Annotated in this window: 26 protein-coding genes; 15 read left to right on the top strand and 11 right to left on the bottom strand. The window is 54.1% G+C overall.

Annotation, left to right across the window (positions count from 1 at the left end; genetic code table 11):
- Window positions 1–88: 88 nt before the first annotated feature.
- Window positions 89–2,461: a homocysteine S-methyltransferase family protein gene (locus SELSP_RS11635; protein WP_006192615.1), complete on the bottom strand. Its 2,373-nt coding sequence runs from the start codon at window positions 2,459–2,461 to the stop codon at window positions 89–91.
- Between the two features lie 83 nt (window positions 2,462–2,544).
- Window positions 2,545–3,237, bottom strand: coding sequence for a hypothetical protein (locus SELSP_RS11630; protein WP_006192614.1), 693 nt, complete (start codon window positions 3,235–3,237; stop codon window positions 2,545–2,547).
- A 109-nt stretch (window positions 3,238–3,346) separates the two neighbouring features.
- Between SELSP_RS11630 and SELSP_RS11625 the strand changes: the two genes are divergently transcribed.
- The 6 genes from SELSP_RS11625 (at window position 3,347) to SELSP_RS11600 (ending at window position 8,098) form a co-directional block, all read left to right on the top strand.
- Complete coding sequence (locus SELSP_RS11625; RefSeq protein WP_006192613.1) at window positions 3,347–4,123, top strand: ParA family protein; 777 nt, start codon at window positions 3,347–3,349, stop codon at window positions 4,121–4,123.
- On the top strand, window positions 4,113–5,246 hold the full coding sequence (locus SELSP_RS11620; protein WP_006192612.1) for a ParB/RepB/Spo0J family partition protein: 1,134 nt from the start codon (window positions 4,113–4,115) through the stop codon (window positions 5,244–5,246). Before SELSP_RS11625 ends, SELSP_RS11620 begins: the two co-directional genes overlap by 11 nt.
- A 107-nt stretch (window positions 5,247–5,353) precedes the next feature.
- A complete protein-coding gene (locus SELSP_RS11615) occupies window positions 5,354–5,866 on the top strand; it encodes a DUF4446 family protein (RefSeq protein ID WP_013741086.1) in 513 nt (170 codons plus the stop codon).
- A 265-nt stretch (window positions 5,867–6,131) separates the two neighbouring features.
- Window positions 6,132–7,166: a M23 family metallopeptidase gene (locus SELSP_RS11610; protein WP_013741085.1), complete on the top strand. Its 1,035-nt coding sequence runs from the start codon at window positions 6,132–6,134 to the stop codon at window positions 7,164–7,166.
- A gap of 106 nt (window positions 7,167–7,272) precedes the next feature.
- A complete protein-coding gene (locus SELSP_RS11605; RefSeq protein ID WP_006192606.1) occupies window positions 7,273–7,632 on the top strand; it encodes a cupin domain-containing protein in 360 nt (119 codons plus the stop codon).
- A 79-nt stretch (window positions 7,633–7,711) separates the two neighbouring features.
- Entirely contained in the window at window positions 7,712–8,098 is a 387-nt protein-coding gene (locus tag SELSP_RS11600; RefSeq protein WP_006192605.1) for a desulfoferrodoxin family protein, read from the top strand.
- A 57-nt stretch (window positions 8,099–8,155) separates the two neighbouring features.
- Here SELSP_RS11600 and SELSP_RS11595 read toward each other — a convergent pair whose 3' ends face one another.
- Complete coding sequence (locus tag SELSP_RS11595; RefSeq protein ID WP_006192604.1) at window positions 8,156–8,905, bottom strand: sulfite exporter TauE/SafE family protein; 750 nt, start codon at window positions 8,903–8,905, stop codon at window positions 8,156–8,158.
- Between the two features lie 78 nt (window positions 8,906–8,983).
- The gene (ilvA, locus tag SELSP_RS11590; RefSeq protein ID WP_006192603.1) at window positions 8,984–10,231 is read right to left on the bottom strand and encodes a threonine ammonia-lyase; all 1,248 of its coding nucleotides are present in this window, start codon (window positions 10,229–10,231) and stop codon (window positions 8,984–8,986) included.
- A 280-nt stretch (window positions 10,232–10,511) separates the two neighbouring features.
- On the opposite strand from ilvA, the gene SELSP_RS11585 reads away from it, so the two are divergent.
- The 3 genes from SELSP_RS11585 (at window position 10,512) to SELSP_RS11575 (ending at window position 12,622) form a co-directional block, all read left to right on the top strand.
- Entirely contained in the window at window positions 10,512–10,949 is a 438-nt protein-coding gene (locus SELSP_RS11585; RefSeq protein WP_009645881.1) for a universal stress protein, read from the top strand.
- 61 nt (window positions 10,950–11,010) lie between these two features.
- Window positions 11,011–11,427, top strand: a complete 417-nt coding sequence (locus SELSP_RS11580; protein WP_006192601.1) for a universal stress protein — start codon at window positions 11,011–11,013, stop codon at window positions 11,425–11,427.
- A 235-nt stretch (window positions 11,428–11,662) separates the two neighbouring features.
- Window positions 11,663–12,622, top strand: a complete 960-nt coding sequence (locus SELSP_RS11575) for a GGDEF domain-containing protein (RefSeq protein WP_233275179.1) — start codon at window positions 11,663–11,665, stop codon at window positions 12,620–12,622.
- 161 nt (window positions 12,623–12,783) lie between these two features.
- Here the strand turns inward: SELSP_RS11575 and SELSP_RS11570 are convergent, their stop codons facing one another.
- Entirely contained in the window at window positions 12,784–13,215 is a 432-nt protein-coding gene (locus tag SELSP_RS11570) for a YybH family protein (RefSeq protein ID WP_006192599.1), read from the bottom strand.
- A 576-nt stretch (window positions 13,216–13,791) separates the two neighbouring features.
- Here SELSP_RS11570 and SELSP_RS11565 point away from each other — a divergent pair.
- From SELSP_RS11565 to SELSP_RS11550, 4 genes are all read left to right on the top strand, one after another.
- On the top strand, window positions 13,792–14,217 hold the full coding sequence (locus tag SELSP_RS11565) for a transcriptional regulator PerR (protein ID WP_013741084.1): 426 nt from the start codon (window positions 13,792–13,794) through the stop codon (window positions 14,215–14,217).
- Window positions 14,218–14,740: 523 nt separating this feature from the next.
- Window positions 14,741–16,492 carry a sensor domain-containing diguanylate cyclase gene (locus tag SELSP_RS11560; RefSeq protein WP_232362345.1) on the top strand — a complete coding sequence of 584 codons (1,752 nt, stop codon included), beginning with the start codon at window positions 14,741–14,743 and terminating at the stop codon, window positions 16,490–16,492.
- Window positions 16,493–16,676: 184 nt separating this feature from the next.
- A complete protein-coding gene (locus tag SELSP_RS11555; RefSeq protein ID WP_006192594.1) occupies window positions 16,677–18,089 on the top strand; it encodes an amino acid permease in 1,413 nt (470 codons plus the stop codon).
- A 135-nt stretch (window positions 18,090–18,224) separates the two neighbouring features.
- Entirely contained in the window at window positions 18,225–19,343 is a 1,119-nt protein-coding gene (locus tag SELSP_RS11550; RefSeq protein ID WP_006192593.1) for a 5-methyltetrahydropteroyltriglutamate--homocysteine S-methyltransferase, read from the top strand.
- Window positions 19,344–19,558: 215 nt separating this feature from the next.
- On the opposite strand, the gene SELSP_RS11545 is transcribed toward SELSP_RS11550, so the two are convergent.
- The 5 genes from SELSP_RS11545 to SELSP_RS11525 form a co-directional block, all read right to left on the bottom strand.
- Entirely contained in the window at window positions 19,559–20,488 is a 930-nt protein-coding gene (locus SELSP_RS11545) for a HipA domain-containing protein (protein WP_006192592.1), read from the bottom strand.
- Window positions 20,481–20,702, bottom strand: coding sequence for a hypothetical protein (locus SELSP_RS11540; RefSeq protein WP_006192591.1), 222 nt, complete (start codon window positions 20,700–20,702; stop codon window positions 20,481–20,483). The genes SELSP_RS11545 and SELSP_RS11540 overlap by 8 nt, the downstream gene beginning before the upstream one ends.
- A gap of 72 nt (window positions 20,703–20,774) precedes the next feature.
- On the bottom strand, window positions 20,775–21,224 hold the full coding sequence (locus SELSP_RS11535) for a hypothetical protein (protein ID WP_006192590.1): 450 nt from the start codon (window positions 21,222–21,224) through the stop codon (window positions 20,775–20,777).
- A 5-nt stretch (window positions 21,225–21,229) separates the two neighbouring features.
- Window positions 21,230–22,153 carry a HipA domain-containing protein gene (locus tag SELSP_RS11530; RefSeq protein ID WP_006192589.1) on the bottom strand — a complete coding sequence of 308 codons (924 nt, stop codon included), beginning with the start codon at window positions 22,151–22,153 and terminating at the stop codon, window positions 21,230–21,232.
- Entirely contained in the window at window positions 22,146–22,370 is a 225-nt protein-coding gene (locus SELSP_RS11525) for a hypothetical protein (RefSeq protein ID WP_006192588.1), read from the bottom strand. The genes SELSP_RS11530 and SELSP_RS11525 overlap by 8 nt, the downstream gene beginning before the upstream one ends.
- Before the next feature lie 221 nt (window positions 22,371–22,591).
- On the opposite strand from SELSP_RS11525, the gene clpX reads away from it, so the two are divergent.
- Entirely contained in the window at window positions 22,592–23,884 is a 1,293-nt protein-coding gene (gene clpX, locus SELSP_RS11520) for an ATP-dependent Clp protease ATP-binding subunit ClpX (protein ID WP_013741082.1), read from the top strand.
- 201 nt (window positions 23,885–24,085) lie between these two features.
- Here clpX and SELSP_RS12350 read toward each other — a convergent pair whose 3' ends face one another.
- Complete coding sequence (locus SELSP_RS12350; RefSeq protein WP_013741081.1) at window positions 24,086–24,196, bottom strand: hypothetical protein; 111 nt, start codon at window positions 24,194–24,196, stop codon at window positions 24,086–24,088.
- A 206-nt stretch (window positions 24,197–24,402) separates the two neighbouring features.
- On the opposite strand from SELSP_RS12350, the gene SELSP_RS11515 reads away from it, so the two are divergent.
- Window positions 24,403–24,897: an OB-fold protein gene (locus SELSP_RS11515; protein WP_006192586.1), complete on the top strand. Its 495-nt coding sequence runs from the start codon at window positions 24,403–24,405 to the stop codon at window positions 24,895–24,897.
- Window positions 24,898–24,975: the final 78 nt, after the last annotated feature.

Raw genomic sequence — 24,975 nt, 5'->3', positions numbered from 1 at the left:
ACGTGAAACATCACCTTTGTTGCAATTGATTGTTCGGGAACATCGTGCTTTTTCCATAGCTGCATGTTTCACGTGAAACATGCTCGCCTTATTCGCCGACGAAGTCTTTGGCAATCTTGACTGCACTGACGCCATCGTTGGCATAGGCGTCGGCTCCTGCGCTTGTGGCGTAGTCTTCGGTCACGGCGGCACCGCCAACGATGACTCTTGCCTCTGATCCGGCTTCACGCAGTTTCTTGATGACCTTGTCGATCTGCGTCATGGTCGTTGTCATCAAGGCGCTCAAACCTACGATGTCGGCTTCCTTTTCGAGCGCCGTGCGCACAATGGTATCAGCATCGACATCCTTGCCGAGGTCGATGAGCTTAAAGCCGCTGTTCGAGAGGAGCGCGGAGACAATGTTTTTGCCGAGATCATGCACATCCCCTTTAACCGTCGCCATGACGACCGTTCCTTTGTCCGCCTCCTGCTGTGCGGGCAGAAGTTCCTTGATTTTCTGGAAGGAAGCGCGCATTGCTTCGGCAGATAGAAGAACTTGCGGCAGAAAGACGCGTCCTGCTCCAAAGTCGATGCCGATATCGTTCATGGCGGCCGTCAGAGCTTTCTCTGTGATTTCATTCGAAGAATGACCTTCGCGTATCGCCCGTTCGGTCAGCATGGCGATGCTTTCAGAAGCGCCGTCGATGACCGCTTGCTTGATGGCAGCGAGAACATCGCCTTCTATAGGTTTAGCCTCAGCTGCCTTCTTTGGCGTCTTGAGGTTCACTTCGTTGCGGCTGAAGTCGATGCCGCGCGGATCTTTTCCTAAGAGCGCTGCGCTCGCCATCAGGGCTTCCTGCATCTTCTCGTCATAGGGATTCATGATCGGCGCGTCGAGTCCTGCGGCAAGGCACATGGCGAAGAAGGTGCTGTTGATCAGAGGACGGTTCGGCAGTCCAAAAGAGATGTTGGAAAGCCCCATCGTTGCCGGATAGCCGAAATGCTTGCGGTAGAGGCGCAAGGTATTCAATACTTCGAGGCAGGCATTCTGATCGGCCGATATGGTCATGACGAGGGCGTCGAGCAGGAAGTCCCCATCTTTGAGACCATTCTTCTTCGCCTCTTTGATGATACCGTTGATGACATTGATGCGATCTTCCGCTGTCTTCGGCACGCCGTCCTCTGTGATGGGCAGGCAGAGGATGGCCGCGCCGTACTTCTTCGCCAATGGAAGGAACTCTTCGATGCGCTCTTTTTCGGCGCTGACGGAATTGATGAGAGCGCGTCCCGGATATGCTCGGAGTCCGGCTTCCAATGTTTTGGTATCACTGGTATCAATCGCAAGAGGTGCATCGGTGATTTGGGACACCTCGCGAATGGCATCGTGCATTGCCTTGACTTGATCGATGCCGCCGACGCCCATGTTGACATCGAGAAGGCGCGCTCCCGCACGCACCTGATCGATGGCCTCGCGCTTGACGGAGAAGAGCGAACCATTCTTGATTTCTTCGGCGAGTTTCTTGCGTCCCGTCGGATTGATGCGCTCGCCGATCAGCGTGGTCGCGAGATCTTTGTCGATGATGACGGTCTTGCTGCGGCTCGTGAGACGCAGGCGATTGTCCGGGCTCTTGCGCTCGGTGAGAGGCAAGTCCTTGACAGCAGCGGCGAGCGCTTTGATATGCGCGGGCGTCGTGCCGCAGCAGCCACCGAGATACGTTGCACCGGCAGCGACGAGTTTTGCGCCCCACGAGGCGAACTCCTCAGGCCCCATGGGGAAGATGGTTCTGCCGTTTTCCAATCGCGGCATACCGGCGTTGGGCAGCACGCTGATGGGAACGGAGCAGTTCTCTGCCAGCGTCTTGACGATGGGGACGAGCTCCTTGGGGCCGAGCGAGCAGTTCACGCCGATGATGTCGGCACCGAGCGCTTCCAAGGTGATGGCGGCCGTCTGCGGGTCGGTGCCCGTGACGGTGCGCCCGTCCTCGCTGTAAGAGAGCTGGCAGATGATGGGAAGGCTTGTCGCATCTTTTGCCGCCAGAAGGCCTGCACGCATTTCCTGTATGTCAATGCACGTTTCAAAAAGCAGATAGTCGGCGCCCGCATCGGCAAGCGCTTTCGCTTGTTCGTAGAAGGCTCGGTAGGCGTCCTCGAATTCGAGATCGCCGAGAGGGACGATGAAGCGCCCCGTAGGCCCTAACGAGCCGACGATCTTGGCGCGCCCTTTGGAAGCTTCGCGTGCGATCTTTACGGCTGCTTCATTGATTTCCTTCACGCGGTCTTCCAGACCGTAGTGGTCGAGCTTCAAAGCGGAAGCGCCGAAGGTGTTCGTCTCGATCATCGTCGCGCCGGCTTCGATATAGGCTTCGTGGATCTTTTGCACGACATCGGGCTGTTCGAGATTCATGAGCTCGGGGCAGCCGCCGGGCTTCAAGCCTCCTTCCTGCAGCATCGTTCCCATCGCGCCGTCAAAAATATGGATCATCAATATCCTCCTTAGTTTGGTATCATAGGTTTTCGCCCTGTTTAATGTTTGGTATCAATAAGATGTTGTCCCTGCTATATGCTTCAGTTCTTGCTTTCGCCGACAGGAACTTTTCTCGAAGGGCAGTCGAATTTATCGCAGGCAGCGCAGCCGTTCGGCGTATGCGCTTCCTTCTCTTTTTGCTGCGGTACGAGGCCGATGATGGCAGTGATGGATTTGCGCGGTACGAGCATGGAGGCGTCGCTGAGGTGTACGCCGATTTTCTCACTTTCGGCGAGACGTACCATTTCGGGCTGCTGATCGAGCGGCCAATCGCCGTAGCCGGGGCTGAAACGCCAGCGCATCGTATAGCCTTCCTTCGCAACCTTTGGCTCGATGGCTTTTTCCATCGCGTCGGCTACCTGCTCGACAGCTGCCGTGGCGGCGGCATCAAGAATGACGGAGTAGGCGTAGCGTCCATCGGCGAAGTATTTCGTCACATGCTCCTCGATGGCATCACCGACGCTCGCCGACAGTACGATGACCTTCTGTGCTTTGGCGAGATGCTTGCCGATGAGCTTCCCTTTCATGGTGAAGGGCGGATCGGCGAGTACCGTCTGTGTGGCTGCATCATAGTCATACATCTGCCATATACCGCGCGGTTCGGCAAGAAGACGCGCTTCCAAGCAGGCTTCTTCGATGAGTTTTTCATCGAAATCCTTGGCCTTGTTCAATCCTGCATAGCGACGCGTTTCCTTTGCATCAATATCAAGCAAAACGCTATTGTAAACGGGCATAAGATTCCTTCTTCCTAGCCAATGTTTCACGTGAAACATCGAAGTTATTCATGGGGCAGAATACTTCCCCCCATCAGTATATCATGCTATAATAGGAAAAGAAAAGCTTATGGAGGAAAAGAATGTGGCGAAAATCATAGCAGTCGCCAATCAAAAGGGCGGCGTAGGAAAGACGACGACATCGGTAAACTTGAGCGCCGGTCTTGCCATGCTCGGCAAACGTGTACTGCTCATTGACTCCGATCCGCAGGGCAATGCGACGAGCGGATTTGGTATCAATAAATCGGATTTAACGATAACCATCTATCAAGTCTTGATTGACAACCTTGCTATAGAGAAGGCAGTTCTTCATACGGGTTACGAGGTCGATCTTCTTCCGGCCAATATCGAACTGGCGGGGGCGGAGATCGAGCTTGTTGCTGCCATCTCACGCGAGAATCGTCTGAAGCGATCGGTCGATGCCGTACGCGATCAGTATGACTTCATTTTGATCGACTGCCCGCCTTCCTTGGGGCTCTTGACGCTCAATGCCTTGACAGCAGCAGATACCGTTTTGATGCCGATCCAATGCGAATTTTATGCTCTGGAGGGCTTGGCACAGCTGATGAATACGATGACATTGGTTCAGACCAATCTGAATCCTGCCTTGGAAGTCGAGGGCGTTCTTCTGACGATGTTCGATTCAAGAACCAATCTTTCGGTTCAGGTCGCTGAGGAGGTGCGCACGCATTTCGGCAGCAAGGTGTATCGGACGGTCATACCGCGCACCGTGCGCTTGAGCGAGGCGCCGTCCTATGGGCAGCCCGTCATTGCCTATGACAGAAACTGCAAGGGAGCCATCGTCTATATGGATCTGGCAAAGGAGGTCATAGAGCGTGACAGCTAGGAAGCATCAGGCATTGGGCAAGGGGCTTGGTGCACTCTTTCCCACAGAATTGAAAACGCCCGAAGTATCGCAGAAAGAATCTCCGCAATTATCTGATACCAATGCTGAGGAAAAGAAGCGCATGGAAGCTCCTCAGGAAGCGGAAAAAGAAAGCGCAGAAAACTCGAATCCACAAGGAAACGAGGGAGCGAGTCAAGTTGCCATAGAAGATGATGAAGCGATTGATGTGATACCAAAAGAAATGAATGGTATCGCTGTGCAGCAAATTCCATTGCACGAGATACAAGCCAATCGGTATCAACCTCGTCATGAGTTTGATGAGAGCGCTCTGGATGAGTTGAAGGAATCCATCGTGCAGCATGGCGTGCTGCAGCCGATTCTCGTGCGACAGCTTCCGGCAGGAAAGGGATATGAGCTTGTTGCGGGCGAGCGTCGCTTTCGCGCTTCAAGACTGGCCGGTCTTGAAACGGTGCCGGCTCTTGTCCGTCCTTTGAGCGATGCGGCAAGTACGGAGATTGCGCTGATTGAAAATTTGCAGCGCGAGGATCTCAATGCGATTGAAGAGGCCAACGCCTACCGGAATCTTTTGCAGAATTTCGGGCTTACACAGGAAGCTTTGGCGGAGCGCGTGGGAAGAAGCCGTTCCCATATTACGAATATGATGCGCCTCTTGAAGCTCGATGCACATGTGCAGGAATACTTGGCAAACGGCAGTTTGAGCATGGGGCAGGCAAGGCCGCTCGTCGTCCTGACAGACGCTGCGTTGCAGCGAGAGGCGGCAGACATCATTATGGCGCGCGAATGTTCGGCACGTCAGGCCGAAGAGCTTGTGAAGCGTCTGCAGAAAAATGCGGAAGAGACAGCCGAAGCGAAGGAAGCAGAGTCGCCTGAGGAGACAGAAAAGATCTTCCTGCAGGAAGCGGAAGACAAGCTCAAGATGTTTTTTGGCACGCAGGTGCGCATTCGTTCGCGAGGCAAGAAGAATCGCATAGAGATCGATTTTTCCTCGGAAGAAGACTTGAATCGCATCCTTGATTCGTTGTTGGAGAAGAAGAGCCGGCTGCTGGAGGACAAGAAAGCGGCCTTGCGTCAGTTTTCTGCAGGAGAAAGATTCACGGTCTGATGCATCATGTTTCACGTGAAACATCTTTTGTTTGGCATGGCAAAAGCTGCAGAAACGATGGGAGAGACGTGCAGCCTCTCCGTGCGGATAGAGGAGAAATGATTGGGATGAATACAAAACAACTGGCGGAACTCTTGGGCAACAATGAGACGTTCCTGGTGATTTTTCTTTTGGTTTTGGTCATTGTACTTTTGGTCTTGGCTATTTATCAGGTTTACAGCGTATCGCGCATGAAGAGCCGCTATCAGGCGATGATGCGGGGGGTCGAGGGTGCGAATCTGGAAAGTATGCTGCTCGCGCATATCAAGGAAATGAAGGGCGTCGCTGAGCAAAGCCGAAAACTCAAGGAGGAAAACAGGCGCTTGGATGCGCTGCTGCAGACGGCTACGACACGCATTGGTATCGTGCGTTTCAGCGCTTTTGCCGATATGGGAAGCGATCTCAGCTATGCCGTTGCCATGTTGGATTCGCACAACAACGGCGTGATTTTTTCCAGTATCTTCGCTCGTGAGGACTCGCGCAGCTACGTCAAGCCCATCGAGGCGGGACGCTCGAGTTACAAGCTCACGCGTGAGGAGGCGGAAGCGCTCGAAAAGGCGATGAGCGTGCGGCCGGAGTAGCGATAGCGCAGAATGGAAGTTTTACCATGAAGCCCCAAGAGGTCAAGCTGAAGGCGCAGACCGATCGGCTAGGCTTCTGTAAGGCGTGAGGACATATGTACAGCGTGCCGCCTTGATGAAACTGTCGCAGGAAACGGGTGTGAAGCAACGCATGCCGCTTCGCATGACGGCTGAACATATGTCCTGAAAGTTTACCATGAAAGTCCAAGAAGTCAAGCCCAGAGGGCGCAGACTGATTGGTTCTTTCATGTAAGGGCGGCGCACAATGTCCACAAAGTGGACGTTTGTGCGTGTAGTTTGTTCAATGGAAGAGGGGTCTTCCGTGCAGTTTGGAGATGGGCTTTTGCATAAGGAAAATGGGTTCACCATCAAGATTGTGCCCGATGTTTCTGATACCATTCATACGATACATCTTTCTGCAAAGATGGCGAAGATTGGTATCATCTCTTTCTTCGTCGTTTTGCTGATTTCCTGTGTGACGCTTTCCTATTCGCTTTATACGACATTTTTTGTCAAGAGCGATGACACCGAATTGGAAAAGATGCGTCAGATCAGCAATATGCAGCAGGAGCAGCTTTTGCAGCTTTCGAAGAAAGCGGATGGCCTGCAGCAGGAATTGGATGAATTGACGCAGATGGAAAACGACTTGCGTCGCATGTCGGGGACAGTTGCCGCTCCCGATACGGCGGGAGCGCCTGCAGATGGAGCGGATGCTGCAGCAGGGGCACAGGACGGGCAGGGCGGACCAATTACAAAGCTGCAGGCGGAAAATGTCGATGCGGCGCTTGAAAATATCGAGAAACGCGTGGCTGTTCGCCGCGCCAGCCTGCAGCAGCTCAAGCAGGTTTTGGAGGCGCAGCAGCAGGAAATGGCCGCGCTTCTGCCTTATGGCAATACGCCCTATGCCTTGACTGGTGTCTCCGTCACGATTCCTTCCATCTGGCCTGCACGCGGCGAGGTCAGTTCACCCTTTGGCCTGCGTTGGAATGGTTCGGATTTCCATCCAGGTATCGACATCGCCAACGACTTCGGCACGCCGATCGTAGCGACAGCCGATGGCGTGGTGACAGACGCCGGCTGGAATGCTGGCGGCTATGGCAATAAGGTTGACATCGATCATGGGAATGGTATCATGACGCGTTACGGACACGCACAATCCATCGTCGTGCGCACAGGTCAGCATGTGCGACGCGGTCAGATTATCGCCTATATGGGCAGCACGGGATTTTCTACAGGGCCACATGTGCATTATGAAGTCCGCATCCACGGTGAGCCTGTGAATCCGGCGCCGTATCTGTAAAGGGTATTGCAGTGAGTATATTCATTTTGGTATCAAGACAGTTTATATCTGTAGCGATACCAAACATAGAAGGATTATTTAAGCAGAAAGAGGAGGTTCGGAAAGGATGGAAGTAACCAAGGATTTTTCTACGCGCCATTGGAAGATTCACGAGGTGGCGAAGGCAGGCGACAAGGCGACAAAGACGGTCTTCTATACAACGGATTCGACGAGCGGTTCGGTCTGGCTTGTGAAGCCTGGACAGGAGGTCAAGGCGCATGAGCATCCGGCTGGTGATGACTTCTGGGTCTGTATCCAGGGGAAGGGTATATTCTTTCCGGAGCTTGGCAAGGAGGTTCCCGTCGAGAAAGGCGACCTCATCATCACGGGGAAGGGAACGTGTCACGGCCTGCGCAATACGGGCGAGGAAGATTTCATCTTCGTGAGCATCGTCGCACCAGTACCGCCTGGATACAAGGAATTGTGAATGCAAGAAAAATATAGCCGTAGAAGATGAGATATGCTACAATATAAACAGGATTTTTTATCTTGAAGGAGGAGATATTGTGGCAAAGAGGTTTTTCATTTGCAAGGAGTCGGGAGACATCGTCGGTCTGATTCATGATGGCGGCGGCAAGCTGTCTTGCTGCGGCGAGGATCTGAAGGAACTGAAGGCGAACACGACGGATGCGGCGCAGGAGAAGCATGTGCCCGTAGCGACGTACGACAAGGCGGCGCGCAAGGTCACGGTCGTCGTCGGTTCGGTCGCGCATCCGATGACGCCTGAGCATCTGATCTCGTGGATTCACCTTGAGACGAAGAAGGGAGCGCAGATCTGTCATCTGACGCCCGAGGACAAGCCCGAGGCGGTGTTCTTCCTCGCTGAGGGAGATGAGCCGGTCGCGGTTTACGAGTACTGCAATTTGCACGGTCTTTGGAAGGCGGAACTCTGATTTCTGAGCTGTAAACAAAAAAAGAGTCGAGTCAAAGCTCGGCTCTTTTTTGTTTGGCTATCCCTTCGATACGACGCTCCAGATCGTGTAAATGCAAGTGGCATAGAGGACGAAGAAGATCAAGCGACGCAAGAGGCTCGTGGGGATAAAGCGCGCGAGCGCGTGCCCGAGGGAAAGTCCTGCGGCGAGGGCGGGAAGGAGGTAGACGAACTCGTGGACGGCAGCCGTCAGCGGGTGTCCGCCGATCAGGTAGCCGATGAGCGACGTCGAGTTGCAGCAAAGGAAGAAGACGAAGCATGTGGCGCGGAAGGTTTCGGCGCTCATTTTCGTGTAGGCGAGGTAGATGAGGAACGGCGGTCCCGCCATGCCCGTCGTCATGGAGGAGAAGCCCGAGCACATGCCCGTGATGATCGTGTTGCGCCTTGATTCCGGGATGTGACGATGCGAGATCTGCATGATGAGGAGCGAGAGGAAGACGACGGTGCTGATCCAGACCTTCAGGGTGTCGCTCGATACATAGTCGAAGACGAAAAAACCGATGGGGATGCCGAGCAAGACACCGATCGCGAGGTGACCGATCAGAGGAAGGTTCGCCTTCTTTCGCATCAAATAGGCCTGCACGGTGTTGCCTGAGCATGCGAGAAGCAGCATGACGGGCACGACGATCTTCGGATCGTAGAAGAACATCAAGAGGGGCGCCGCCACGATGACGAGTCCGAAGCCCGTGATCGCCTGCAGGAAGGCGGCGAAAAAGATGGCAAGCAGGGGGCCTGTATGGGTCGCGAGCGCCGCAAGGTAATTTTCCATAAGGAAAAGTCTCCTTCATAAGCTACATGCACAAATGTCCGTGTTTTCGTAGAAAGGAAAGTTTTTCAAGGAGCTGCGTCAATAGATCTTTGTGACGGACAGACCTTCTTTTTCCAAGGCGGCGGTCAGTCTTTCGATATGCTCGCGGTTGTGCGTCTCCACGGTGACTTCGAGCTGCACCTGCTGGAAGCTGTCGGTGACGCTCGCCTGGTTGTGGACGAGTTTGATGACATTGGCGTGCTCACGCGCGACGATTTCCGCCACCTTGAGAAGCTGGCCGGGCTTGTCGGGCAGCTGCACGGCGAAGCAGAAGATGCGGCCACGCGCGATGAGGGACTTGCTGATGAGTGCCGATATGGTCGAGATGTCGATGTTGCCGCCCGAGAGGATGGACACGACCTTCTTGCCTTGGAAGGGCAGCCGTGTGAGCGCCGCGAGCGAGAGGACGCCCGCGCCTTCGGCGATGAGCTTGTGCTTCTCGATGAGAAAGAGCAGGGCGCTCATGATCTCCATCTCGGAGACGGTGATGATGTCGTCGAGATACTTGCGGCAGAAGGCGAAGGTCAGATCGCCCGGCGTCTTCACGGCGCATCCGTCGGCGACCGTCTCGACAGAAGGCAGCGTCGAGACGTGCCCTCGGCTGAAGGAGGCGGCCATGCAGGCGGCGCCCATAGGCTCGACGCCGATGACTTTGACCTCGGGGCGCACGGATTTCGTCGCGAAAGCTACACCCGAGGCGAAGCCGCCGCCGCCGATGGGCACGAGGATGGCGTCTACGTCCTTGAGTTCGTCGATGATTTCGAGCGCCGTCGTTCCCTGCCCCAAGAGCACGTCGCGGTCGTTGAACGGATGGACGTAGACATAGCCCTTTTCCGCCTGCAATTCGAGTGAGCGCCTGTAGGCGTCGTCGAAGGTGTCGCCCGCGAGCACGACTTCAGCGCCGTAGGAGCGCGTCGCCTCGACCTTGAGAAGAGGCGTCGTGGCGGGCATACAGATGACGGCTTTGACGCCAAGTCGCTGGGCGGCGAGCGCGACGCCCTGCGCGTGGTTGCCGGCGGACGAGGTGATGACGCCCTTGGCGCGTTCCTCATCCGTCAGATGAGCGATCTTGTTGTAGGCGCCGCGCACCTTGAATGAGCCGGTGTTCTGAAGATTCTCGGGCTTCAGATAGACGTCGTTTTGGCTCAATGCGGAAAAGAAGGGGCTGTCGAGGAGCTGCGTTTTCTTCGTCACGCCGTCCAGGGTGCGTGCCGCCTCATATACGCCGGCAATGGTCGTTTCCTGCAGGATGGCGGAAATATCGTTCGCCGGTGAGTTCTTCTTCATGGGATTCCTCCTAGATTCATGCTCAATCGCATGTTCTGCGCATGTTCAAGGGCAGGGGCGTTTCGTGCGACGTATTCCCCTCGAATCGGCGCGTTTACTTGCGTTTCTATTATATCACGCGAAGGGTGCGATTGGCAGGTTTTTGCTTTGGTGCGTAGAGGAAAATCAGCGAAAATCAACGAAAAATTTCCAAAAAATTTCTAAAAAGGGAGAGGATTTTCCTTCTCTTTCACGAACTATACAGGTAGAAAGACAGACCATGGTGGAAGGAGGTGCCAAGGTGAAGGATAAGATGAAGTTCCTCGTGCCGGTGGACGGCTCGCTGCATTCCAAGAAGGCGTTGGAGATGGCGGTGAAGCTCGCAGAGCCGGTCGGAGCGCATATCGACATCCTCTTCGTGTCCTATTTCGAGAGGGAGACCGACGGCGACCCCGATCATCCGTCGTGGCTTCCTTTGAGCGTGATGGCGAAAGGCGTATCTTCCGCCGAGGAGGTCTTGGAAGAAGCGCGGAAGGAATTGCCCGCGGGCTTGGATGCCGAGAGTCATGTGGTGGTCGGCATGCCGTCCCGCAAGATTGTGGAATTCGCGGCGGCAAACGGGCACGATCTCATCATCATGGGTGGCCGGGGGCTTTCTCCTGTCACAGGTTTCCTGCTGGGCAGCGTGAGCCAGGAGGTCATGGAGGAGGCAAAATGCGCCGTCCTCATTGCCAAATGAGTCAAGGGCGGCGCATGGCGCAGCTTTGACAAAGGCTATTGGTAGAAGGAGGGTTTATACCATGTTGAAGAACATTCTCGTCCCCATTGACGGTTCGGAAGGCTCGGATCGCGCCGTAGCGGAGGCGATCAAGCTCGCGGAGGTTTGCGAGGCGAAGCTGAACTTCCTCTACATCGCGAATATCAACCAGCTCGCGATCAATGCCTGCTTGTCCGACGTGGTGCTTGAAGCGGTCACGAAGGCGGGCAATGTGATTCTCGATCGCGCCATGCAGATGGTGCCGTCGGGCATCAAGAAGGAAGCGTTCTCGGAGACGGGTTCGCCCGCCGTCGCCATCCTCGATTTCGCGGAGCACAGCGGCACGGATCTCATCGTCATGGGAAGCCGCGGCCTCGGTGTTGTCAAGGGCGTGCTTCTCGGCAGCGTGAGCCAGTACATCGTCGAGCAGGCGAAGTGCCCCGTGCTCGTCGTCAAATAACGTATGTTTTCGTAGGCCCCGCAGAGTTTCTGCGGGGCCTATTTCCTATGGGAAAGAACCTCAAGGATTTTCTTTGAAAATTTTTTTATTTTGCCTTATAATGTAAGAAGAGAAACGCCGCAGGACAGGGATTGTCCTGCAAATGTGAAAGCCGCGAGGCGAGATGGGAGTTTTACCGATGAAAAGCACCGACATGAGAAGGAAGCGCGCGCTCAAGGTCAGCGGGGCCCTTCCTGTGGAGCCCCGGGATATTCCTCAGCCGATGCCGCAAGGAGCGAGGCCGGATGAAAAGGGGCGGGAGGCAATGTGCCGAGAGGCAATACTGCGCGTGTTCCTGGAAAAGACGAACATGATTGCGTACCGCTACGAGGTGGCGAAAGACGAGACGACGCTTTGGCAGGCGACTCCGGGCGAAGAGATGAAGGAAGTGCGCACGGAGAACTTCTACGACTATTTTACCCATGAGGTTCTCGCGGACGCCGACCAGAGCGAGGACGTGCTCACACGCTTGACGGACGCCTGTCGGAGGATTCGCGACGATGTCGTCGAATATCGGGTCAAGACGCAGGACGGCAGTCCGCTTTGGCGGCGCACGTCGTATCGCAGCCTGGCGGCAGAGGACGGACAGGTCTATGCAGTCGTTGGGCTTATGGAAGACCTGCACGATACTACGCACATGATGGAGCGGCAGGAAGCGCAGCTGAAGCGCGACCCGCAGACGAGGCTCTTCGACCGCGAGGGGTTGGAGCTTCTTGTCAACCATCAGCTCATGGAACTCTCGCGCGGCGAGAAGGGCGTGCTCTTCATCGTTGGTATCGACGACTATGAGGGGCTTTGTGAAATGTTGGGCGAGTCGTCATGCAACGGTTACATCGGCACGCTTTCGGACTCCGTTCGTGCCGATTTTCGCGGTGTTGATGTCTTCGGGCGCGTCAAAAAAGACGAGGTCGCCGTGTTCATCTCGGGGCGCATCTCCATCGACATCATCGAAAAGCGCGCGCAGCGCATCCTCGATCTCTTCCTGCGCGTGCAGCCGCAGGACTATGCGACGGTGTCGTTCAGCATGGGCATATCGGTCACGGGATTGCCCGCAGAGACGTTTGATCACATGGTCGAGGAGGCGGAGGAAGCCATGCTGTCGGCGCGCAGGTTCGGACCGAACCGCTGCCGCATGTACGATGAGATCAAGGGATGAGGTTTGTTTTGACGTGAAAAAAGAGGGGCTTCCAAGTGGAAACCCCTCTTTTTTTCCGTAAAGCCCCAAGAGGCAAGCCGAAGCGCAGACCGATCGGCCAGGTGTCTGTAAGGGCGGCGCACTTTTGTCCACGAAGTGGACGTTCGTGCGTGTAGTTTTTGTCAGATCGGCTGGCGCTCGCTCGCGATCGGCATGCCCGAGATATGAGCGTGCAGGATCTTCCAACCTTCCTGCGACGTGCGGCGGTACGTCTGGCTCGTGCGTCCCTTGTGCTCGATTTCCGTGCCGTCGGAGCGCAGCTTGCCGTGGAAGTCCCATGTGTACATGGCGATCGCCGTGTCGCGGTAGACCTCGATATCGAGGTCGCGGAACTCGAAGTGGCGCTCTGTGTAGAGCTTCTGTAGGCGGTCGATGTAGAAGTGCTGGCGGATGTTCTCCCAGCCGATGTCCTCCCCGCGCGGGTGCACCATGGAAGTCTTCGGCCCCGTCTGCCAGATGCTGTCTGCAAGCGCCGTGTTTGCATCATTGAGGGTCTTCTTGTAGAGATCGACGAACTGCTCTACGATGGCGGCGTCTCCTTCACGAACTGTCATGGACGATTCCTCCTTTGGATGGGGGAGTGCGACCGTGTGGAGCAAGAACCCCGTTCGGGGCAGAGGGTCACGCCTCCCGCTGTTGAAATTTTCCACAATTCTATGTTTTTATTGTACTATGAAAGTCCAAGAAGTCAAGCCCGAAGGGCGCAGACTGATTGGCTTTTTCATGTAAGGGCGGCGCACAATGTCCACAAAGTGGACGTTTGTGCGTGTAGTTTACTATGAAAGTCTAAGAAGTCAAGCCCGAAGGGCGCAGACTGATTAGATAACTTTCATTAAGGGCGGCGCACAATGTCCACGAGGTGGACGTTTGTGCGTGTAGTTTACTATGAAAGTCTAAGAAGTCAAGCCCGAAGGGCGCAGACGGATTGGCTTTTTCATGTAAGAGCGGCGCACAATTTTGCATGAAATGATTGACAAAAATGCTTTCTTGCGCTAAAATCAACTTAGTGAGATTGCTTTTTAACGAGGACTTATTGTTAGAAAAAAGAATCTAATTGGATAACGAGGCTTTTCCGCGGGCGGCTTTTGCGTTCGCACTCGGATGTGCCTGTGTGCAAGGAGGAGAACATCATGGTGATGCAGGAAGTGACGACGCTGCTGCGCGAGAAGGGGTTCAAGGTGACGCCGCAGAGACTGGCCGTTTACGACGTGCTCTGCCATACGAAGGCGCACCCGACGGCGGATATGATCTACGGCGAATTGCAGCCGACGTATCCGACGATGAGCTTGGCGACGGTCTACAAGACGCTCGACATCCTGAGCAAGGTCGGTCTGGTGCAGGTCTTGAACGTCGGCGAGGAGAGCTTCCGCTACGACGCGAACACGACGAGCCATCCGCATATCTGCTGCGTGAGCTGCGGTCGTGTGGACGATGTCTACAAGGCGGATGCGGGCGATCTCGTCGAGCAGGTGGAGAACGAGACGGGCTATGCCGTTTCGGGCAAACAGCTGTATTTCTACGGCATGTGTCCTGCCTGCCGCAAGGCAGCGCATTGAGCATAGGGCAGCCAAAAAAGAAGGGGCTGCTGCACATAAATTATGTGCAGCAGCTTTTTTTGTGCGCCGCCCTTACAGAAGCCTAGCTAATCGGTCTGCACCTTCGGCTTGACCTCTTGGGGCTTCATGGTAAAAATGAAATTTTTTGCGGCGATTTATTTTATAATTTCCCCATTTTATCCCGTGCATACTTGACAATAGGTCTATGGGATTATATGATACTCATGTGCTTTCGTACCGAATTTGTTGAATCTATATAGTATCCATGATTTGGAATAAACTTTCAGGACACATGTTCAGCCGTGAAGCAGAGCGGCAGGACTTGCTTCCACCGCCGCTTCTGACAACGGCGTCATCAAGGAGTCACGCTGTACATATGTCCTCACGCCTTACAGAAGCCTAGCCGATCGGTCTGCGCCTTCGGCTTGACCTCTCGGGGCTTCATGGTAAAATGCTCTTTGACTTTTATCGGGAATTTTTATCGAAAAGAAAGGAATGATACGCTTTGAAGCAATTCTCCTTCTTGCTTTATAAGGAAGAGGATCTTGCTCTGTGCTTGCAGGAGGCAAAGGATGTTGCCGCCTCCATGGCGCATATTTCCGATCTTCTCGTGACACTTTTTGCCTCGGAGCTTTCTGTTCATACGATGGCGGACTTCGAGCGAGCGACAAGGAAAATTTTCCCACAGGCGAAAGTCGTGGGGTTTGCGTCGGAATGCGGCTTTGCCAACGGCAAGATGTGGAGCGGCGAGGACGATGTGCCCGATGCGGCGAGCGCTGCCGTTACCTTTACCTTTTTCTCCTCTTCGCGCGTCATTCCCTTGGCGTTTGATGAACAGTCCGACATATCGGTTGCGGCGCAGGGACTCGTTCGGACGATCTCGCAGGAAAAGGCTACGAAGGCAGTCGGACTGTTCCTTGCGGCGCAGGTGTCGGGCATTACGGAACTTCTGGGTGTCCTTTCGGATGTGGACGAGGAGATCGTGTTCTTCGGCGGCCTTCTTTCCGATCAGATGAATGAGAGGCGCATCACGATCGATCTCGCGGGGCATAGGATGTCGCGCGGTTTTCTCGCCATCGTCTTTGTCGGTGAGGAGCTTCACGCCAAGACGCAGATTTCGTTCGGCTGGAAGCCCTTCGGCCCTGAGGTGCAGATCACGCGCATGGCGGACGAGCGCACGATCGTTGAGCTCGATGAAAAGCCCGCGAGTGAATTCTTCTCCCACTATCTCGGCATACGCCATTGCTGGGAATCGCTTGCGAGCGTCGAGACCTTCCCCATGTGCCTGAAGCGAAACGGCGCGACGCTGGCACGCCGCCTCATGGACATTCATGCCGACGGCTGCGTCTATGTCAGCGCTGACCTCCGAGAGGGAGAGCGTCTGCGCATCGCGTCGGGCGATCCCATCGCCATCATCAGCGAAGCGCAGAGGACGCATGCGGAGCTTTGCGAATTCTCGCCCGAAGCCGTCTTCATCGTCAACTGCATGGGGCATTACATCATGCTGCAGCAGAACAATGTTTACGAATATGCTGCCATCTCGCGCGCCGTGCCCACGCACGGATTCTATTCCTACGCGGAGTTTTTCCGCAGCAAGGGCAAGTTCATGAAGACGAACCTCATGATGGTCAGCATCGGCTTCCGCGAGGGCGAGCCGAAGGAAGCGCCGATCTACAAGCCCGTGTCGCCGCAGTTCGGCGAGCAGACTTCGATCATCGCCCATCTCGTGCACTTCGTCGATGCCATGACGAAAGAGTGGGAGTCGGCGCACAGCAAGCTCGTCGTCCTCGCCGAGCGCGATGCGCTCACGGGTCTGATGAACCGCCGCGCCATGGAACGCTCTTTCAAGGACATCCTGCACGACGCGCTCGCCTCGGATATTCCGTTTGCCGTCATGATGCTCGACATGGACGACTTCAAGGGCATCAACGATACCTTTGGTCATGCCATGGGCGACGAGGCGCTCGTGGCGCTCGCCGACATCCTGCGCTCGTCTGTGCGCAGCGTGGACATCGTGTCGCGCTGGGGCGGAGACGAGTTCTTCGTCATCCTGACGCATGCCGACCGTGCAGCAGCCGAGCGCGTGGTCGAGCGAATCCATCGCGGCGCGTCTTCCCTCTCCCTACTGATGCCCGACAAAAGATCGGTCGGCTTGAGCATCGGCGTGACCCTCTCAAGTGCGCATGATACGCCGGAAACCGTCTTTCAGCGCGCCGATGCGGCTCTATACGAATCGAAGCGAACGGCGGGTAAGAACAAGGTCATTTTTCGCTGAAATTCATCGCAATCGACATCATATCGGATATGCAGCTCCCCGGTTTGAGTGCTTGGGGAGTTTTTTGTTGTCCGGTTTTCGTGACAGCGGACGTTTTTCGCTGTATAATATCTTCCATACGACTTCTGGGCGCTGCAGATAAATTTTTCAGCGCTCAAATTCTTTGTAAGGGAAGAAAAATATCATGGATCTCTTTCGCAGGAAAAGCATCGATGAGCTGCAGGCTGCGGCTGCAGCCTCGGGCATGCTCAAGAACCTCGCCGCCGTCGACCTTCTGATGCTTGGCATCGGCGCTGTCATCGGCACGGGCATCTTCGTGCTCACGGGCGTCGCTGCCGCCAAGTACGCAGGGCCTGCCGTGCCGCTTTCGTTCATCCTTTCGGGACTCACGTGTGCGCTCGCGGGTCTCGCCTACGCGGAGTTTGCCTCCATCGTGCCCGCCTCGGGCAGCGCCTACACCTATGCGTATGCGTCCTTGGGTGAGTTCATCGCCTTCATCGTCGGCTGGAATCTCATCCTCGAATACACGGTGACGTCGAGCGCCGTCGCTGTCGGCTGGTCGGGCTACGTCGTCGGACTCTTCGCCTCGGCGGGGCTCGTGCTGCCGCATGAACTCGTCGTCGCGCCCGCAGAAGGCGGCATCTTCAACCTGCCCGCCGTCCTCATCACGCTCTTTTTGTCGTTCCTCCTCGTGCGCGGCACGAAGGAGAGCGTCAAGCTCAATCGCATCCTTGTCTTCGTCAAGCTCGCGGCGATCTTCCTCTTCCTCGTGCTCGCTGCACCGCACGTCGACGCGACGAATTGGGAGCCGTTCCTGCCGTTCGGCTACAGCGGCGTCGTCTCGGGTGCGGCCATCGTCTTCTTCGCCTACATCGGCTTCGATGCCGTCGCGACGACGGCGGAAGAGTGCCGCAATGCCGCAAGGGATCTGCCCGTCGGTATCATCGGCTCGCTCTTTATCTGTACGCTGCTCTACGCTGTCGTCGCCGCCGTCCTCACGGGCGTCGTGCCGTATTCGATGCTCGACACGGCGGAGCCTGTCGCCTTCGCGCTTCGCCACATCGGCTACAACGTCGGCTCTGCCATCGTCGCCGTCGGCGCGATCTGTGGCATCACGACGGTGCTGCTCGTGCTCCTTTACGGCCAGGCGCGCATCTTCTTCGCGATGAGCCGCGATGGCATGGTGCCTGCGAACGTCTGCAAGATCCACCGCCGCTTTCACACGCCGTACCGCGTGACGATCCTCGGCGCGATCTTCGTCTCCGCCATCGCGGGCGTCTTCCCCATCGGCATGATCGCTGAGATGGCGAACATCGGCACGCTCTCCGCCTTCCTCATCGCCTCGATCGGCGTCATGGTGCTCCGAAAGACCGAGCCTGACCTCAAGCGCAATTTCAAATGCCCTGCCGTCTGGCTCATCGCGCCGCTCGCTGTCCTCTCATGCGGTTACCTCATGGCAAATCTGCCGCTCGCCACATGGCATCGCTTCGGCTTCTGGATTCTCTTCGGCCTTTGCGTCTACTTCGGCTACAGCCGCGCCCACAGCGTCATCGGCCGCCGCGCGGCGGAGGAAGCGGCAAAGGAAGAAAAGCGGTAAATCGCCTTGCAAAACGGGCAGACTTGCTCTTGCAGGAATGAGGAGAAGATTGCTAAATATATAAATCCTATTGATTTTCTATAATAAAGGTATTATGATGGAAACATCATTGGAAAATTAGGAGGAGGATTTCTTATGGCAAATGAAAAAAATCGGCCGCCGTTCCGTTACGATATCGTGGGCAGTTTTCTGCGCCCTGAAGCACTGAAGGAAAAGCGTGAGGCGTTCGCAGCCGGAAAAGCTGCGGCAGCGGAGCTGAAAGAAGCTGAGGATGCGGCGATCCGCGATCTCGTAGCGAAGGAGAAGGAAGTCGGACTCAAGGCGGTGACGGACGGTGAATTCCGCCGTCGCTACTGGCATCTCGACTTTCTCGCCGCCTTGGAGGGCATCGAAGAAGTCGGAGCAGAGCATTGGTCCGTGGCGTTCAAGGGAGCACAGCCGAAGGCGGCGACGGTGAAGATCGTGGACAAGGTGGATTTCGGCAATCATCCGTTCCTTGAACATTTCCGCTATCTGCAGTCTCTTGCGGGCGATACGCTCGCGAAGATGACGATCCCTTCGCCGAGCATGCTGCATCTCATCTGCTGCGTGCGTGCGACGGACTATGCGCCGATCGAGCGCTACGAGGACGAAGCGCGTCTCTTCGAGGACATCGCTCTCGCTTATCAGAAGGCCGTTCGCGCCTTCTACGAGGCAGGCTGCCGCTATCTCCAGCTCGACGACACGTCGTGGGGCGAGTTCTGCGATCCCGAGAAGCGCAAGGCATACGAGGCGCGCGGTTTTGATCTCGACAAGATTGAGCGCGCCTATGTGACGATGGTCAATCGCGTGCTGGAAGCGAAGCCTGCGGACATGACGATCACGATGCACATCTGCCGCGGCAACTTCCGCTCGACCTGGTTCTCCTCGGGCGGCTACGAGCCTGTTGCCGAAATCCTCTTCGGCGGCTGCCATGTCGACGGCTTCTTCCTCGAATACGATTCCGACCGTGCCGGCGGCTTCGATCCCCTGAAGCACATCAAGGATCAGCGTGTCGTGCTCGGCCTCGTGACGTCCAAGACGGCGGATCTTGAGAACAAGGACGACATAAAGAAGCGCATCGAAGAGGCGGCAAAGTTCGTGCCGCTCGATCAGCTCTGCCTCAGCCCGCAGTGCGGCTTCTCTTCGACGGAAGAAGGCAATATCCTGACGGAGGACGATCAGTGGAAGAAACTGCGCCTGATCCGCGAGATCGCTGAAGAGGTATGGCACTGAGAGGTCTCAGCTCGATGCATTTCGCTTGATGTTGTTCCTATGAAGATAATATGAAGATAATATGAAGATAAGAAGCGACGTCTCGCCTGCAGTTGACTTTCGTCAGCCGGCCGGGCATTGAAAGGGCGTCGCTTTTTTGTTTATCTATTGCAGATAGTCGTTGTAGGTGTATATGCTGCTCATCGGACTGTTTCTTTCTGCTCCCGCCATTTGTGTCAGCGGCTGAAGCCGCGGCTTTCCCCATCCTCGCGAGCCTGACGCTCCTGCGCTTTCTTTAATGCCGGAAGCAGCATCTGATTCCGGCGCATGGCGAGGGATTTCTTCATATAGGTTTTGGAAATATCGGTCATTCCTTCTGTCGCGTCAATCAGCGCATCGATGCGAGGCGCGGCGAACTTGATTCTTGGAACGATCTCCAAAATCGATCGATGCAGGTCATCCGGAGGCGTTTTCAAGATTTCGTGGTAAAAAACTCGCTTTCCATGATGGCGATAGACAGAGCATATATTGTACTCGACATTTTTGAAGCTTGTAGGATCTTCCAAAAGTCTCTTTTTTTGCTGATCGGATTCCAGTGGCGAAAGTGCTGAACCGCAATCATATACAGGCGCAGGAGATATTTTCCCATCGGGCGACGCTGTCACGCCCCAATTATCCAAATGGCGATCCGTATTGCCAATAAAAGCATCCACCACAAACATTTCCCAGAAAAATTTCCTCATACTCAGCTTGTTCTTGATCGTCACATCGGTATCGATGATATACATGACATCATCGATCGTAGTCTTGTTCCGCTTTTGGCTGTCCGTCTCATGCAAAAAGAACTTGCTGAACTCGATGAGAATACCTTCGCTGCTCGGGGAAAAGACCTCGCACGCCACGACAAGCTTTTCTTTTTCGCTGTTCGGCGGAGTGGCACGCCCCAAGAACGTGTTTTGTGCCGGAATCCCCAGCATTTGAAAGATATGGCAGCCGACATATTCCGAGAAATGATTGTTGATGTAGGGCAGCGATGTTTGTTTCGGCGCTCGATTGGGATCGGGAAACTTTACCATATAGAGCTTGTCGTCGTACAGCATCGTCCACTTGCTCTCCGAACCTCCGAAGCGATTCGGCAGCCATTTCACATGCGTCAAATCAACCATCAATCAGCCCTCCGAAATACGTCAGCATTTCCTCCCGTGTACCTGCTGAAATATCGCCTTCCTTCATGGCGTATTTTGTTTCAGAATAAAGATGGTGCATCGCAACAATCATTCCTATATCATTCTTTTCCTCATGCGCTCGATAAAACTCTTCCATATAGTCGCGAAGAAGTTCTTCGTAATCTTGCGGATTGTACTTATAGACTGCTCTCATCTTGCCGCTCCTTCCTTCGCGTAGTTCTTTTCCCTTATTATACCGCAGACAACGAGTGACAAAACAGCAGGATCACTTTCCCTCGTCATAATATTCAATTGCCCAATCCTTATAATGCTCAAAGGCAAGCAAAAGATCGTCATCAATGCGAAGAGAGTCAAAGGATTCTCCATTCGTATAATAAACCGTGGCCAAACTTTCTTGTATGACCTGATTGTCGCCGTCGGCACGCAGAAGGTCGTTGATGGTTTGATTGACCGTCGTGCAAAGAAGCCCGAGGCGATTCTCATGTTCCACAGCTTCAAAGGAAGGAATCAGATATTCCGTCGTTCCTTCGATGTGCAGAGGCTTGCAGACATAAATCTTCGCCGTAAGCGGATTCATACTGCCGCTCCATAGCCCCAGATAATCCGCAGCCGTATCGTAGGCGAGGATGCAGGGAGCATCCTTCAAGAGATCGCGCAAATAATCGTTGTAGATGTATATGCTGCTCATCGGACTGTTCCTTTCCGATCCCGCCATTTGTGTCAACGGCTGAAGCCGCGGCTTTCCCCATCCTCGCTAGCCTGCCGCTCCTGCGCTTTCTTCAATGCCGGAAGCAGCATCTGATTCAGGCGCATGGCGAGGGATTTCTTCATGTAGGTTTTGGAAATGTCGGTCATTCCCTCCGTCGCATCAATCAGCGCGTCAATGCGCGGTGCCGCGAGCTTGATTCTTGGGACGATCTCCAAAATCGACCGATGCAGGTCAGCCGGAGGCGCTTTCAAGATTTCATGGTAGAATACTCTCTTCCCATTCTGGCGATAAATTGAGCAAAGGTTATACTCGTTAGATTTGAGCAAGCTATCATTCGTAAGCAAATGAGCTTTTTCCTCGTCTGATGTCAACGGCGCTAAAGAGGATCCGCAGTCATATACCGGTGCAGGCTCTATTCTGCCCGTTGAATCTTCCAGTAATCCCCAGTTATCCAAATGGCGATCAACATTCCCGATTAAGGCATCAACAACAAACATGTCCCAAAAACGTTTTTTTATGGCGAGCTTGTTCACGGGAAAATCGAAACGCTCAATGATTTCGTAAACATCCTCAAATGTTGTAGTATATGTCTTGTCGCTTCCCGTATCGTGATGCCCAATCTTACTGAACTCCAAAAGGCGACTGCCGTCCTGACAAAAATCTTCACAAGCAACGACGATTTTTTCTTTGTTGGTGATGGGTTCGCAATATTTTGCTAAGAATGTATTTTGTGCGGGAATCTGCAAAATTTGAAAGATTTGGCAACCGATATGTTCGGAAAACTGATTGCCAGTGTAGCTGACAAACACCTTCTTGGAACGAGGCGATTCGGGAAATTTTACCATATAGATTTTCCCATCAAAAAGAAGTGTCCTCTTTTTCTCTGAACCACCATAACGATTCGGACGCCATGTGGCATGAGTAAGATCAAACATCTGGTGTCAACTCCTCATAATAGTCGAGGATTTCCTCCCGCTCTTGCGAGGACAGAAAATGCTCCTTTACTGCTTGCTTTGTGTCAGCGTACATACGCCGCCAAGTACTTCGCATGAGAAAAGCATCTCCCGCCTGCATCGCTTCGGCGAAAAGCGTCATGCTTTCTTCCAGATAGTCGACGTAATCCTTCGGATTGTATTTGATTCGCTGCTCCATTTTGCCGCTCCTTTCTTCGCGTACTTCTCTTTTTCTTATTATACCACAGACAACGAGCAACAAAACAGCAGCATCATTTGAACGGCACGAATCGGGTTGTAAAATAAATTGACGCAAAGTTTCCCCTTGAAAAAAATCCTCATATCGTTGATAATGAGGAAGACACTTTTTAGGAAGCGCTGAATCTGTCCGCGCTTCTTTTACGTGAAGGGAGAATCATGATGTCTGGACAAGAACCGATCAAGCATACCTGCAGCTTTTGCAAGCGAAAGGTCACGGTGCACGATCAGTACGATATGCCGATCTTTGACCCGAACACGGGATTTGCTATATGCAAGGACTGCGTCAAGGATATATACAATTTCATCGAGGAGCACGAGGCGGCGAACGTCGAGAAGGAGAAGATCGACTTTGCCGGTCAGCTCGATGAGATCTTGAAGAAGAACAAGCCGCATATCATCAAGGCGTATCTCGACGAGTACATCATCAATCAGGACCGCGCGAAGAAGATCCTCTCCGTCGCCGTCTACAACCACTATAAACGCATGAAGTACGGCTACATGAACGAGGACGGCACGGACATTGAGAAGTCGAACGTCATTATGCTCGGCCCTTCGGGCTGCGGCAAGACGGCGCTCTTATCGCACCTGTCGCGCCTCCTTGACATCCCGTTTGCCGTGACGGACGCGTCGAGCCTCACGGAAGCGGGCTTCGTCGGCGCGGACGTCGAGGTCGCCGTTCGCAACCTCTACTATGCGGCGGAAAAGGACATCGAGAAGGCGGAGAACGGCATCATCTATCTCGACGAGTTCGACAAGATTGCGAGAAAGTCGGGCGCGAACAACTCGATCACCGCCGATCCCGGGCACGAGGGCGTGCAGCAGGCGCTCCTCAAGATGCTCGAAGGCTCTGTCGTCGAGTTCACGGCACGCGGACAGAGGAAGCACCCCGAAGCGCCGACGATCAAGGTCGATACGAAGAATATCCTTTTCATCGTCGGCGGCGCCTTCGTCGGTATCGAGGACGTCATAGCTAAGCGCATTAAGAAGGATGCGGCGGGTATCGGCTTCGGTGCGGAAGTAGAGGGCAAGGAGAAGGATGCGGCGAAACGCTTCGACGAACTGATTCACAAGGTGCGTCCCGAAGACCTCATGCAGTACGGCATCATTCCCGAGATCATCGGACGTCTGCCCGTCATCTGCACGCTTGAAACGCTCTCCGAGGACGACCTCCTGCGCATTCTGACCGAGCCGAAGGACGCACCCGTCAAGCAGTACGAAAAGCTGCTTGCGATGGACAATGTCGAGCTGATCTTCGAAGAGGATGCCCTCCGCGCTGTCGCCAAGAAAGCAATCGAGCGAAAGACGGGCGCGAGAAGCCTCAAGGGCATCATCGAGGACACGATGCTCGATGTGATGTTCGAGATTCCGAGGTCCGACGAAAAGCGCCGCGTGACGATCACGAAGGGATGTCTGGAAGAAGGAAGAGAGCCGAAGATCGAAGTGATTGGATAAAACGATGAGGTTGTTTGTTTTTCCTCGTTGAACTTATCGAGGTTGAGAAATTTAGCCATCTCGAATCGCTTGCACACATATAATGAATATGCTATACTGAGTGCGGCAGGAATGAAAGAACAACTTTCACAGCATGTACACGAAAATCCCCCCAAGTCACCACCTTGGGGGGATTTTCTATCCCTTTTTTGCGAGCTGGGATTACGGCTCAGGCTTGTTGCCTTTTTCTCTTTCGTCAAGCCGTTTGCTGACATAGTTGGCGATTATGCCAGCCAAGACGGAGAGAAGGAATGAAAGAACAATGTCTTCCATAGCATATACACCTCCTTTCCTTGCCAGTCTGGAGGAGGCAACGGACAAAGTATAGCATATCTCTACACAAAAGAGAAGATACTGAAAGAGGCGTGAGAAAAAAATAAAAATTACATAGAAAATATGAGAATCAAGCAGGAAAATCCGTCGGGGGGGAATTATATACTCATAGAATATACATTACTCAACAAAGGAGATGTTGTATCATGGGTACGGTTGCAAAAGGTTGTTTAGGAGCAGTTTTAGGTCTGATCGCGATCGTCATCATCGGTGTGATGATTGCCTCGTGTGCCGGAGGTTCGAAAGATCAAGGTGGAAAATCGGCACCTTCTTCATCATCGAGTGCGAAGCAGGAGCAGACGAGAACCTATGCGGATGCTGACATCAATGTGCTCATTCGGGAAGCGAAGACAAATGCAGCGGCAGCTAACAAGAACTATAAGGGGAAAGATGTAAAGATTGTTGGTGGTATTCTGGAAAATATCGACTCTGATTTGAGCTATATAACGATAAATGGAACGGATCGGAATTATTCTTCCCTCCATGTACGTTGCTCCATCAAGTCAAAGAATAAAGAATTGCAGGATGCCGTCCTCAAGCTGCAAAAAGGACAGGCTGTAACGGTATACGGTCGTATCACTGATGTAGGCGATGTGCTGGGATATTATTTGGATCTTGATAAGGTAGAGACAGCTAAATAAGACATAGCAAAGAAGAATCCCCCTTGTCGTTTTGGACTGCACCCCAAAATACGGACAGTGAATAAAAATCCCTCCTGT

This window comes from Selenomonas sputigena ATCC 35185 (assembly GCF_000208405.1).
GTDB lineage: Bacteria > Bacillota > Negativicutes > Selenomonadales > Selenomonadaceae > Selenomonas > Selenomonas sputigena.
Note: the sequence above shows the minus strand (reverse complement) of the source record. Positions and strands in the feature narration are given on the sequence as shown.